This window comes from Streptomyces albidochromogenes (genome assembly GCF_005981925.1).
Classification (GTDB): Bacteria; Actinomycetota; Actinomycetes; order Streptomycetales; family Streptomycetaceae; genus Streptomyces; species Streptomyces albidochromogenes.
The window spans coordinates 21,642-33,649 of sequence record NZ_VBVX01000037.1 but is presented as its reverse complement, the minus strand read 5'-3'; the positions used below and the strand labels follow the sequence as shown (position 1 = coordinate 33,649).

Genomic DNA, 12,008 nt, shown 5'->3' with positions numbered 1-12,008 from the left:
CTCGTCAACACGTACGGCCGCGCTGAATTGGCACTCCGCTTGACCGAGTGCTAACCGCGTCATAGTCTCGGCGTTGGCACTCTCCACTGGGGAGTGCCAACAGTAGCGACGGGCAGGTCCGGCACCCGCGACGACGGATCCACCTGGTCGCCACCCCACATCAGTTAACCCCGTGAGATCTCCGAAGGGGGAGACCGGACCGTGACGACCACCAGCTCCAAGGTTGCCATCAAGCCGCTCGAGGACCGCATTGTGGTCCAGCCGCTCGACGCCGAGCAGACCACGGCCTCTGGCCTGGTCATTCCGGACACCGCCAAGGAGAAGCCCCAGGAGGGCGTCGTCCTGGCCGTGGGCCCGGGCCGCTTCGAGAACGGCGAGCGCCTGCCGCTCGACGTATCCGTCGGCGATGTCGTGCTGTACAGCAAGTACGGCGGCACCGAGGTGAAGTACAGCGGCGAGGAGTACCTCGTCCTCTCGGCTCGCGACGTGCTCGCGATCATCGAGAAGTAATTCGCCCGAAGATTGCTTTTGATCTGCGCCCCTGGCCCCCAGCGATTGCCGGGCGGCCCGGGGCGCATTTCGTTTGAGAGGACAGTAAAGCTCCATGGCGAAGATTCTGAAGTTCGACGAGGACGCCCGTCGCGCCCTCGAGCGCGGCGTCAACAAGCTTGCCGACACGGTGAAGGTGACGATCGGCCCCAAGGGCCGCAACGTCGTCATCGACAAGAAGTTCGGCGCTCCCACCATCACCAACGACGGTGTCACGATCGCGCGTGAGGTCGAGCTCGACGACCCGTACGAGAACCTGGGCGCCCAGCTGGTGAAGGAGGTGGCGACCAAGACCAACGACATCGCGGGTGACGGCACCACCACCGCCACCGTGCTGGCCCAGGCCCTGGTCCGCGAGGGTCTGCGCAACGTCGCCGCCGGCGCTTCCCCGGCCGCCCTGAAGAAGGGCATCGACGCCGCGGTCAAGGCGATCTCCGAGGACCTCCTCGCGAACGCCCGCCCGATCGACGACAAGTCCGACATCGCCGCCGTGGCCGGGCTCTCCGCCCAGGACTCGCAGGTCGGCGAGCTCATCGCCGAGGCGATGGACAAGGTCGGCAAGGACGGTGTCATCACCGTCGAGGAGTCCAACACCTTCGGCCTGGAGCTCGACTTCACCGAGGGCATGGCCTTCGACAAGGGCTACCTGTCGCCGTACATGGTGACCGACCAGGAGCGTATGGAGGCCGTCCTCGACGACCCGTACATCCTGATCCACCAGGGCAAGATCGGCTCGATCCAGGACCTGCTGCCGCTGCTGGAGAAGGTCATCCAGGCCGGTGCCTCCAAGCCGCTGCTGATCATCGCCGAGGACGTCGAGGGCGAGGCCCTGTCGACCCTGGTCGTGAACAAGATCCGTGGCACCTTCAACGCCGTCGCGGTGAAGGCCCCCGGCTTCGGTGACCGCCGCAAGGCCATGCTCGGCGACATCGCCACCCTCACCGGTGCGACCGTCATCGCCGAAGAGGTCGGCCTCAAGCTCGACCAGGCCGGTCTCGACGTGCTGGGCACCGCCCGCCGCGTGACCGTCACCAAGGACGACACGACGATCGTCGACGGCGGCGGCAACGCCGACGAGGTCGTCGGCCGCGTCAACCAGATCAAGGCCGAGATCGAGTCCACGGACTCCGACTGGGACCGCGAGAAGCTCCAGGAGCGCCTCGCGAAGCTGGCCGGCGGCGTGTGCGTGATCAAGGTCGGCGCCGCCACCGAGGTGGAGCTCAAGGAGAAGAAGCACCGTCTGGAGGACGCCATCTCCGCGACCCGCGCCGCGGTCGAGGAGGGCATCGTCTCCGGTGGTGGCTCCGCTCTGGTCCACGCCGCCAAGGTGCTTGAGGGCGGCCTGGGCAAGACCGGCGACGAGGCCACCGGTGTCGCGGTCGTCCGCCGCGCCGTCGTCGAGCCGCTGCGCTGGATCGCCGAGAACGCCGGCCTGGAGGGCTACGTCATCACCGCCAAGGTGAGCGAGCTCGACAAGGGTCACGGCTTCAACGCCGCGACCGGCGAGTACGGCGACCTGGTCAAGGCCGGCGTCATCGACCCGGTCAAGGTCACCCGCTCCGCGCTGGAGAACGCCGCGTCCATCGCGTCGCTGCTGCTCACGACCGAGACCCTGGTCGTCGAGAAGCCGGCCGAGGAAGAGGCGGACGCCGGTCACGGCGGTCACGGCCACAGCCACTGAGGCCCCTGACGTCGTACGACGTGTGAAGGCCCCCGTTCCCACCGCTCGGCGGTGGGAACGGGGGCCCTTCGCGTACGGGCGCCGGGGACGCGCGGGACCGGCGGGCGCGCGGGCGGGCGGCTCAGCCGAGCGCGCCGAGCTGCCGCATCAGGCCCAGGGCGTCCATGTGCCACCAGCCCTCCACGATCTTCCCGTCGTGGAAGCGGAAGACCGTCGTGCCGGTCATGACGCACTGCTTGCCCGTGGCCGGCATGCCCATGAAGTCGCCCTTGTGGGTGCCGGTCCACGTCCACAGGGTGCAGACGTCGTCGCCCTCGGACATCTGCCGGTCGAGGTCGAAGCGGAAGTCGAAGGCCTCGCGCCAGCCGGTCACGTCGTCGCGGATGACGTCGGCGCCGACGGTGCTCTGCTCCTCCTTGATGATGTCGTGGTCCCGGTAGTCGGACGCGAACAGCTCGTCGACGGCGTCGAGGTTGCCTCCGACCGCGACCTCGTGGAAGAACCGGCGGGCGGTCGTCGCGTTCAGCTGCTCGTCACGGACCACGTCGAGGTCGGTGAAGGACGGCATCCCGTCGCACAGCTCCACCATCTCCCGGAAGATCCGGTCGGTCTCGGGCAGCTGCGAGTTCTTCATCGCCTCCTCGTGCGAGGGGAATTCGACGATCTCGACGTAGTGGTTCGCCCGGGACCGGTCCTTGCCGATGATGTTGTGCGTGGCGGTCCGCTTGCCCTTGGTCTGCTCGACCCACCGGTCCATGAGCTGGTTCATGTCGTCGGAGCGCTCGGTCTTGTAATCGATGATCTGTACGAATTTCATGACGCCTCCCGACCCTCGTGAGATACGTCCAGTCTAGTGAAATGAGCTGTTTGTGGGTTCTTGGGGGCTTTCAGGCCGAGTGGTGCAGGGTGGCGGGCCGGACCGGATCGGCGAAGGGCCGGCCGGCGGCGTAACGCTCCAGTTCGTCCAGGGACTGGTCCGCCATGCGGTGCAGTTCGTCGCCGAGCGAACCCGCGATGTGGGGAGTCAGCAGGACGTTCGGGAGGTCGTACAACGGTGAGTCCGGTGGCGGAAGTTCCGGGTCCGTCACGTCGAGTACGGCGTGCAGGCGGCCGGAGGCGAGCTCCGGGAGCAGCGCGGCCTCGTCGACCAGGGAGCCGCGGGCGGTGTTGATCAGGGTCGCGCCGGCCGGCATCGCGGCCAGCTGGCGCGCAGCGATCATGTGGCGGGTCGCCGGGAGCTGCGGGGCGTGGACGGAGACGACGGAGCTGCGGGCGCACAGGTCGTCGAGGGGCGCGAGCTCGACGCCGAGGGCGGCGGCTTCGCGCGGGGCGACGTACGGGTCGTACAGGAGAACGTCCAGGTCGAAGGGGCGCAGCAGCTCGACGACCCGGCGGCCGATGCGTGAGGCGCCGACGATGCCCACGGTGCGGCGGTGGTTTCCGGCGCCGTGCAGTTCCTCGCGCCAGTCGTGGTCGGCGCGCAGGGCGCGGTAGCGGGCGGCGGCGTGCAGGACGCGTTTGCCGGCGAAGAGGATCGCGGCGAGCGTGTACTCGGCCACGGGCAGGGCGTTGGCGGCCGCCGCCGAGGTCACGGCGATGCCCCGGTCCCAGCAGGCCTGGGTGACGTGATGCTTGACGGAGCCCGCCGCGTGGACGACGGCGCGCAGGTTCGGCGCGGTGTCGAGGACCTCGGCGGTGAGCGGGGTGGCGCCCCAGCAGGTGAGGAGGACCTCGGCCTCGGCGAGGGCGGCGGCGACCCGCGGCCCGGGGGCGGCGAGGTCGTGCGCGACCAGGTACGGGTCGGTGCGCGTGAGCGCGGCCAGCCGGGTGCGGTGGCCGTCGGTGAACAGGCGTTCCGCGATGCCGGGCGCCATGGCGAGCAGCAGGGACGGCTGAGTGTCAGTGGCGTGGTGCATGGTGGGACTCGGGCTCCTCTTCGGGCGCTTGACGGTCGCTCGGGTGCGTCACTTGACGCTTCCGGCGGTGAGCCCGGCCTTCCAGTGCCGCTGGAGGGAGACGAAGGCGACGATCAGGGGGACGACGGCGAGAAGTGAGCCGGTGACGACCAGAGGGTAGAACTCCGGTTCGCCGTGCGCGTTGCTGTTCCACGCGTACAGGCCGAGGCTCAGCGGGAAGAGCCGCTGGTCCGAGAGCATCACCAGGGGGAGGAAGAAGTTGTTCCAGATCGCGGTGAACTGGAAGAGGAACACGGTCACGAAGCCCGGCATGATCATGCGCATACCGATGGACCAGAAGGTGCGCAGCTCGCCGGCCCCGTCGATGCGGGCGGCTTCGAGGGCCTCGTCGGGGATGTAGCCGGCGCTGAAGACCCGGGCGAGGTAGACGCCGAACGGGTGGACCAGTACGGGCAGCAGCACGGCCCAGTAGGTGTTGACGATGCCCACGTCGCTGGCGAGCAGGTACATGGGCAGCGCGAGCGCGGTGGTCGGCACCAGCACCCCCAGCAGGACGACGCCGAACAGCTTCTCCTTGCCCCGGAAGTGGTACTTGTCGAAGACGTATCCGGCGGCGACGCTGATCAGCGAGCTGACCGCGGCGCCGCCGCCCGCGTACAGCAGGCTGTTGAGGTACCAGCGGAAGTAGACGCCGTCGCCGTACGCCGCCAGGGCGGAGAGGTTCGCGCCGAGGTTGAAGTCCTCGAAGGAGAAGGCGTTCCCGGCGAGCAGGCCGCCGGTGTCCTTGGTGGCGGCGGTGACCAGCCAGACGAGGGGGAGCAGCATGTAGAGCGTGGCGAGCACGAGGGCGCCGTTGACCGCGGTCCTCGACAGCCAGGGGCGGGACGCGGTCCTCGTGGTCCTGCCGGTGCTCGCGCCTCCTCCGGTGCTTGTGGTTCCTTCGGTGCGGGTGGTCCTTCCGGTGATGGTGGCCGGCGTGCTCATGCCTTCTTCCCCTTCCGGCCGGTGAAGCGGGTGACCGCGAAGGACAGCAGCGCGGCGGTGAGTGCGAGGAGCACGGAGGCGGCTGCCGCGAGCCCGTAGTCGCCCCGGTCGAAGGCCGCGGTGTACGCGTACATGTTCGGCGTCCAGGTGGAGGTGACGGAGGATCCGGTGCCCTTGTTGATGATCAGCGGCTCGGTGAACAGCTGGAGCGATCCGATGACCGTGAACAGCGCGACCATCACGACCGAGGCGCGGATCAGCGGCACCTTGATGCTGAACGCGGTGCGCCAGGCGCCCGCCCCGTCCACCGTGGCCGCTTCGAGCACGGAGCGGTCGACGGCCTGGAGGGCGGCGTAGAAGATCACCATGTTGTAGCCGAGCCATTCCCACAGGGCGATGTTGATGACCGAGGGCAGGGCGCCCTCGGGTGCGAAGAAGTCGAAGCCGACGCCGCCCGCTTCCATGGCGTCGACGACCGGGCTGAGCTGGGGTGTGTAGAGGTACACCCAGATCAGCGCCGCGATGATGCCCGGGACGGCGTGCGGCAGGAACAGCGCGAGCTGGAAGAAGCGGCGTGCGCGGGCGAGCGTGGAGTCGAGGAGCAGGGCGAGCGCGAGGGCTCCGCCGATCATCAGCGGGATGTAGAGGACGCAGTACCCGAGGAGTACGACGAAGCCCTCGCGGAAGGCCGGGTCACCCAGCGCCGCCGTGTAGTTGGCGAGGCCGCTGAAGACGGTCCGCGTTCCCCCGAAGCCCAGTCCCGACTGCTTCTCGGTGAACAGGCTCAGCCAGACCGCGTATCCGACCGGCACCACCATCACCAGGGTGAAGAGGACGAAGAACGGGGTCAGCAGGACGCCGGCGGCGGCATGGGTGCGGGTGCGGGCCTTCACGTGCTTCTCAGCCCTCCACCGTCAGGCCGCGCTTCTTCAGCTCGGAGACGGTCGCCTCGTGCCCGGCCTTCACCGCGTCCGCGATGGTCGCGCCGCCGTCGGACACCTTGCCGAACTGGTCCTTCATCACGGTGTTGGTGGTGCCGGTGCTCGGGCCCCACGCCCAGTCGGGCGCGATGGACGCGCCGGCGTCCTCGAAGACCTGGTAGATGTCCTGGCCGCCGAAGTACCCCGCGTCGAAGGCGGCCTTGGCCGCCGGGCGCAGCTCGGCCGCGGCCGGGAAGGCGCTCGACGTACCGGAGGCGATCCGCGCCTCGACGCCGTCCTCGGTGGTCGTCATCCATTGCGCGAACTCGACGGCGGCCTCGGTCTTCTCGCTGTCCTTGGTGACGGCGAAGGTGGAGCCGCCCAGCATGCCGCTGGCGGGCTTGCCGTCCCACGACGGCATCGGGGCGACGGCCCACTTGCCGCTCTGCTCCGGCAGGGTGCCCGTCAGGACGCCGGCGCCCCAGGAGGCGCCGAGGTAGCCGATGGTGCCGCCGCTCTTGAGGGAGTTGGTCCACTCGGGGCTGAAGGAGGCGTTGTTGTGCACCAGGCCGTCGTCGAGGAGCCCCTGCCAGTACGCCGAGACCTTCGTGGTCGCGGGGTCGGTCGTGTCGACCTTCCAGGTGTCGCCCTCGGCCTCGAACCACCGCGCTCCCGCCTGCCAGGCCATCGCCTGGAACGTGGACGGGTCGTCCGGGAAGAAGGTGCCGATACGGGCCTTCTTGTCGGCCTTCTTGACCTTCTCGGCGGCCTCGCGGAACTCGTCCCACGTCCCCGGGACCTCGACGCCGTACTTCTTGAACAGGTCCTTGCGGTAGTAGAAGGCCTGCGGCGCGGCGTCGAAGGGGACGGCCCAGTTCTTGCCGCCGAGGGTCGTCAGCTCGACCGCCTGCGGCAGGAACTTCTTCTTCACGTCGTCGGTGAGGTGGCCGCTGATGTCCTGGACCGAGCCCTGGCTGACGAACTCGGGGAGCATCGGGTACTCGATGGAGACCAGGTCGGGGGCGTTGCCGGCCTTCACGGCGTTGGAGATCTTGGCGTAGCCGCCGGCGTTGCCCGAGGGGATCTCCTCGTACTTCACCCGGATGTTCTTCTGCGAGGCGTTGAAGGCGTCGACGACCTCCTTCGAGCCCTTGGCCCAGCCCCAGAAGGTGATCGAGACGGGCTTGCCGCCACTTCCCGGGGCGGCTGACTTCTCGTCCTGGGCGCCGCTGCCGCCGCAGGCCGTGAGAACGGCGAGGGCGGTGGCGGCGCCGACCATGACATGGGACGTTCTGTTCCAACTGGGGCTCACGGCACGGCTCCTGAAAGGGCGGCGACATTGCGTTGGCCGTGAGTGTTGAGCCAGCGGTGAGCGAAGTCAAGAGCGAAAGTTCGATTGATCGAAAAAAGATCAGACCGTCGCCGCGCCGCAGGACGCCCGCACGCGCAACTGCGGAAGCAGCGCCAGGTGCCGCCGCGGCTCCTGGCCCTCCCCGCCCCGCGCCTGCCCGAGCCGCTCCACCAGCAGCCCGGCCGCCTGCCGCCCCACCTCGCGCTTGGGCGGCGCGACCGCCGTCAGCGGGGTGTCCGCCAGGGCCGCCACCTCGTCGTCGTACGCGACGAGCGCCAAGTCCCGCGGCACCCGCACCCCCAGCTCCGCGAGCCGCTGCGCCACCTGGATCGCGTCCACGTCGTTGTGGACCAGCGCGGCCGTCGCCGCCCCGGTGGCGACCGCCTCGCGCAGGGCCTGCACCGCCGCCTCGAAGCGGTCCGGACTCACCTCCGCCGGTACGGAGTCGATCACGTCCCGCGGCGCCCGCGTCCCCAGTACGCCGAGCGCCTCCGCGTACCCCGACCGCACCGCCAGAGCGGTCGGGGAGTCGTCGCGGGCCATCAGCAGCGGCGCGCCGTGCCCCAGTTCCCTCAGGTGGCGCACAGCCAGTAGCACCCCGTGCCGGTGGTCCGAGCAGACCCGGTCGATGCCGTCCAGCGCCGAGCCCGCCGCGGGCTGGCGCTCCAGCAGCACGGTGGGCACGGGCAGCGAGGCGATCCAGTCGCCGTACGCCGCCGGGTCGCCCGGCCGCCGCCACCCCGGCGCCACCAGCAGCCCCTCGGCGCCCGCCGCCAGCAGGCCCTCGGTGCGCGCCTGGTCCTCCTCGGGCCGGTAGTCCGAGATCCGCAGGACCAGCCGGGCCCCCGCCCGCGCGGCGGCCTCGTGCGCGCCCCGGATGACCTCGGCGAAGTAGTACGTCGCGGAGGGGGCCAGCATGCCGAGCACCACACCGCCGGAGCCCCCGGCCGGCGCGGTGGCCGGGCCGCCCCGCTCCCGGGGCCACGACACCGACCCGTGGACCCGGTCGAGCAGCCCCCGCCCCGCCAGCTCCTCGACGTCCCGGCGCACCGTGACGGGCGAGACGCCCAGCAGGCCCGCGAGGTCGGAGACCCGGGCCGAGCCCCGGTCCCGTACCAGGCCCAGCAGTCGGTCGTGGCGTTCAGCAGCACTCTCGCGCACGGCGGCAGTCCCCCTCGCAGTGTGTGGCACGGCATTCAGTGAAGCGGCGTGATCGAACGATAGAAGTTTCGATCATTCAACCGCAATCCATTGACGTTCGATCAGTCCGGGTCCTAGATTCCGGGACGCACAGGACAGCACCCAGGGGAGCATCATGCCGTTCGGGAACCGCGACGACTGGGCGGCGACCGCCGATCAGCTCCTGCTGGCCGTACGCCCCTATGCGACCGAGCGCCACGCTTTGATCAATCTGCCCGGCTCCCGGCCCAGTTGCTCCGGCCCGCGCTCCGACGGCCTCGAAGGCTTCGCCCGTACGTTCCTGCTCGCCGCCCTGCGGGTGGCGGGCGCGGACGGCCACGACCCGCAGGGCCACCTCGCCCGCTACGCCGAAGGGCTCGCCGCGGGCACCGAAAACCCGGTCTCCGACCGGGAGTTGACCACCGCCGCACCAGAGTCCTGGCCGCTGATGGCCGACGTGCGCCAGGCCGTCGTCGAAGCCGCCTCCGTCGCCCTCGCCCTGCGCCTCACCCGCCCCTGGCTCTGGGACACCCTCGACGAACGCACCCGCGCCCGCGCAGCCGACTGGCTGCTGCCCGCCCTCGGCCCGTCCCCCGTCGACAACAACTGGTGGCTCTTCGGCCTCACCGTCGCCGGATTCCTCCAGGACGCCGGCATCGAGACCGACCGCGCCCGGACCACCATCGACCGCTCCCTCGCCCGCGTCGAGGAGTGGCACCTCGGCGACGGCTGGTACAGCGACGGCCCGAACCGCGCCTTCGACCACTACAACGCCTGGGCCCTGCACTTCTATCCCGTCCTGCACGCCCACCTCGCCGGCGACCAGGACCTCCTCGACCGCTACGGCCCCCGCCTGCACGCCCAACTCGAAGCCCACACCCGGATGTTCGACGCCAACGGCGCCCCCATGCCGTACGGCCGCTCCCTCACCTACCGCTTCGCCGCCGCGGCCGCCCCCTGGCTCGGCGCCCTCACCGGCCACACCCCGCTCACCCCCGGAGCCACCCGCCGCCTGGCCACCGGCACCCTGCGGTACTTCCTCGACCGGGGCGCCCTCGACGACCGGGGGCTGCTGACGCCGGGCTGGCACGGCCCGTACGCCCCGGTCGTCCAGAGCTACTCGGGCCCCGCCTCCCCCTACTGGGCGGCCAAGGGCTTCCTCGGCCTGCTGCTCCCCGCCGGCCACCCGGTCTGGACCGACCCCGAGGAACCGCTGCCCGTGGAAAGGGGCGACGCCGTCACCACCCTCGGCCCGCCCCACCTGCTGATCCAGTCCACCGCGGCCGACGGTGTCGTACGCCTGCACAACCACGGCAGCAACCACGTCGGCCCGGACGACGACCCCGGCTACGCCCGCTTCGCCTACTCCACCCGCACCGGACCCACCCACGACAGCGCCGACAACCACTTCGCGCTGCTCATCGACGGCGCCTGGACCCGGCGCGGCCCCGCCCGGCCGCTGGACAGCGGCCCCGGCCGGGCCGCCTCCGCGCACACACCGGCGCCCGGCGTCCGCGTGGTGTCCGCCACCGCCGCCCACGGCCGCGCCGAACTGCGCGCCCACCTCGTCACCGGCGCGCCCGAGGGCACGCCCGTACGCCAGACCGGCTGGGCCACCGACGACGAGCCGGCCGACCCGCTCCACCCGGCCGAGGGCCGGCTGACCGCCCAACTGCACCCGGTGCACGGCTACACCGGCGCGCACGACGCGCCGACCGGCCCGACCCTGGCCGCGCCCCGCACCCGTACCGCCGCGCTCGACGGGCACACCACGGCGGGCGACTCGCTCTTCGTCGCCCTCGCCTCGCTGACCGCCGAACCCGGCCCGGCGCCGGTCGCCACGCTCGCCGACGTCCGGGTCGCCGGCCGCACCGTCCACGTCACCTGGGCGGAGGGCCCGACCGCCCGGCTCTCCCTCGACTACTGAGGCCTGTACTTGCGGCCGGTCTTGGAGGAGATCCCTCCCAGCAGCCCGCGGGGCGCCAGCTTCACCGCGCCCATCAGCGCCTTGTACCGGGGGTCCGGCACCGACACCGTCTTCCCGCGCGCCAGGTCGCCCATCGCCGCGGCGACCAGCTTGTCGGCGTCGAGCCACATCCAGCCGGGGATGTTGTCCGTCCCCATCCCGGCCCGCTCGTGGAACTCCGTCCGTACGAAGCCCGGGCACAGCGCCATCAGCCGCACCCCGCTGCCCGCCAGATCCTTGGCCGCGCCCTGGGTGAACTGCACGACCCACGCCTTGGACGCGCCGTACGTCCCGCGCGGCACGAAGGCCGCCACCGACGCGACGTTGACCACGCCGCCGCGCCCGCGCTCCTTCATCCCCGCCGCGGCGGCGGCCGTCAGCCGCAGGACCGCCTCGCAGTGCACCTTCAGCATGGTCAGCTCGTCGGCCATGGACACTTCGAGGAAGCGCCCCTTGTTGCCGAAGCCGGCGTTGTTGACCAGCAGATCCACCGGATGCCTGCGGTCCGCCAGCCGCGCCTCGACCGACGCGATGCCGGCCTCCGTCGACAGGTCGGCGGTCAGCACCTCCGCCTCGATGCCGTGCAGGTCGTGCAGCTCTGTCGCCTGCTCCTGGAGCCGCTTGGTGTCGCGGGCCACCAGCACCAGGTTGTGCCCGTCCGTGGCGAGGCGCCGGGCGAAGGCGGCGCCGATGCCCGCTGTCGCTCCTGTAATCAGTGCAGTCGTCATGCGGGGCACGTTAGTGCCCCGCGGATCCCGGCCGCCCGCCAGGCTTCGCGGCCGATGACTGTCGGGTGACGTACTTGCGCGCGGCCGCCAGCGCCTCGGGGTGCAGCGCGTCACCGGCCGCGAGAACCCTCGGCAGCAGCTCGCGCTCCGTCGTCTCCGACCTGAACTGCACGCTCACCGTGACGTCGTGGGAGGGACGGTGCACGATCTCGACGGCGTCGCCCGCCCGTATCTCGCCGGGCTCGATCACCCGCAGGTACGCCCCGGGCGCGGCCCGCCGTGTGAAGCGCCGGACCCAGCCCTTCTCACCGAGGGAGTCCGCGAACGTACGGCAGGGGATGCGGCCGCATGTGACCTCCAGGACCAAGTCGGCCCCGATCCGCCAGCGTTCACCGATCAGCGCGCCGTTCACGTCGAGGCCGAGGGTGGTGAGGTTCTCCCCGAACGCCCCGTTGGGCAGCGTGCGTCCGAGCTCGCGCTCCCAGTCGTCGAGGTCCTCGCGGGCGAAGGCGTACACCGCCTGGTCGTCCCCTCCGTGGTGGCGCCTGTCGCACACCGCGTCCCCCACGAGACCGCTCGCGCCGACCCCCTTGGGGCCGGGCGCCACCACCCGTACGGGCCCGTCGGCAGGTCGCTTGTGGATGCCGGTCGTGCCGCTCGGGGCGTCGGTCCAGCCGACCGCCTCGGCGCGGCCCAGATTCACGGTCAGAAGCTTCATGGCCGAACGCTAACCG

The 12,008-nt window shown here is 71.1% G+C and carries 11 protein-coding genes; 3 read left to right on the top strand and 8 right to left on the bottom strand.

What is annotated here, in order from left to right; genetic code table 11:
- The first annotated feature begins 201 nt into the window (after positions 1-201).
- Positions 202-510, top strand: coding sequence for a co-chaperone GroES (gene groES, locus E2E34_RS07885; protein ID WP_028812332.1), 309 nt, complete (start codon positions 202-204; stop codon positions 508-510).
- A 94-nt stretch (positions 511-604) separates the two neighbouring features.
- Positions 605-2,230: a chaperonin GroEL gene (gene groL, locus E2E34_RS07880; RefSeq protein ID WP_138901202.1), complete on the top strand. Its 1,626-nt coding sequence runs from the start codon at positions 605-607 to the stop codon at positions 2,228-2,230.
- A 121-nt stretch (positions 2,231-2,351) separates the two neighbouring features.
- Here groL and E2E34_RS07875 read toward each other — a convergent pair whose 3' ends face one another.
- The 6 genes from E2E34_RS07875 to E2E34_RS07850 form a co-directional block, all read right to left on the bottom strand.
- On the bottom strand, positions 2,352-3,047 hold the full coding sequence (locus tag E2E34_RS07875) for an ester cyclase (RefSeq protein WP_138901201.1): 696 nt from the start codon (positions 3,045-3,047) through the stop codon (positions 2,352-2,354).
- 70 nt (positions 3,048-3,117) lie between these two features.
- Positions 3,118-4,146 carry a hydroxyacid dehydrogenase gene (locus tag E2E34_RS07870; RefSeq protein WP_138901200.1) on the bottom strand — a complete coding sequence of 343 codons (1,029 nt, stop codon included), beginning with the start codon at positions 4,144-4,146 and terminating at the stop codon, positions 3,118-3,120.
- 48 nt (positions 4,147-4,194) lie between these two features.
- Positions 4,195-5,130: a carbohydrate ABC transporter permease gene (locus E2E34_RS07865; protein ID WP_138901199.1), complete on the bottom strand. Its 936-nt coding sequence runs from the start codon at positions 5,128-5,130 to the stop codon at positions 4,195-4,197.
- Positions 5,127-6,023: a carbohydrate ABC transporter permease gene (locus tag E2E34_RS07860; RefSeq protein WP_138901198.1), complete on the bottom strand. Its 897-nt coding sequence runs from the start codon at positions 6,021-6,023 to the stop codon at positions 5,127-5,129. The genes E2E34_RS07865 and E2E34_RS07860 overlap by 4 nt, the downstream gene beginning before the upstream one ends.
- A gap of 7 nt (positions 6,024-6,030) precedes the next feature.
- Entirely contained in the window at positions 6,031-7,362 is a 1,332-nt protein-coding gene (locus E2E34_RS07855) for an ABC transporter substrate-binding protein (RefSeq protein WP_138901197.1), read from the bottom strand.
- Positions 7,363-7,461: 99 nt separating this feature from the next.
- Positions 7,462-8,562 carry a substrate-binding domain-containing protein gene (locus tag E2E34_RS07850; protein ID WP_138901196.1) on the bottom strand — a complete coding sequence of 367 codons (1,101 nt, stop codon included), beginning with the start codon at positions 8,560-8,562 and terminating at the stop codon, positions 7,462-7,464.
- 154 nt (positions 8,563-8,716) lie between these two features.
- Between E2E34_RS07850 and E2E34_RS07845 the strand changes: the two genes are divergently transcribed.
- A complete protein-coding gene (locus E2E34_RS07845) occupies positions 8,717-10,507 on the top strand; it encodes a DUF2264 domain-containing protein (RefSeq protein WP_138901195.1) in 1,791 nt (596 codons plus the stop codon).
- Here the strand turns inward: E2E34_RS07845 and E2E34_RS07840 are convergent.
- Complete coding sequence (locus tag E2E34_RS07840) at positions 10,501-11,274, bottom strand: SDR family NAD(P)-dependent oxidoreductase (RefSeq protein WP_138901194.1); 774 nt, start codon at positions 11,272-11,274, stop codon at positions 10,501-10,503. The two genes, E2E34_RS07845 and E2E34_RS07840, sit on opposite strands and share 7 nt — an antisense overlap.
- A 10-nt stretch (positions 11,275-11,284) precedes the next feature.
- Positions 11,285-11,992 carry an MOSC domain-containing protein gene (locus E2E34_RS07835; protein ID WP_138901193.1) on the bottom strand — a complete coding sequence of 236 codons (708 nt, stop codon included), beginning with the start codon at positions 11,990-11,992 and terminating at the stop codon, positions 11,285-11,287.
- Between the last annotated feature and the right edge of the window lie 16 nt (positions 11,993-12,008).

Coding starts and splice junctions, on each gene's coding strand:
- E2E34_RS07835 (WP_138901193.1), bottom strand. CDS start 11,992: ATGAAGCTTCTGACCGTGAATCTGGGCCGCGCCGAGGCGGTCGGCTGG.
- groL (WP_138901202.1), top strand. CDS start 605: ATGGCGAAGATTCTGAAGTTCGACGAGGACGCCCGTCGCGCCCTCGAG.
- E2E34_RS07845 (WP_138901195.1), top strand. CDS start 8,717: ATGCCGTTCGGGAACCGCGACGACTGGGCGGCGACCGCCGATCAGCTC.
- E2E34_RS07840 (WP_138901194.1), bottom strand. CDS start 11,274: ATGACGACTGCACTGATTACAGGAGCGACAGCGGGCATCGGCGCCGCC.
- E2E34_RS07870 (WP_138901200.1), bottom strand. CDS start 4,146: ATGCACCACGCCACTGACACTCAGCCGTCCCTGCTGCTCGCCATGGCG.
- E2E34_RS07865 (WP_138901199.1), bottom strand. CDS start 5,130: ATGAGCACGCCGGCCACCATCACCGGAAGGACCACCCGCACCGAAGGA.
- E2E34_RS07875 (WP_138901201.1), bottom strand. CDS start 3,047: ATGAAATTCGTACAGATCATCGATTACAAGACCGAGCGCTCCGACGAC.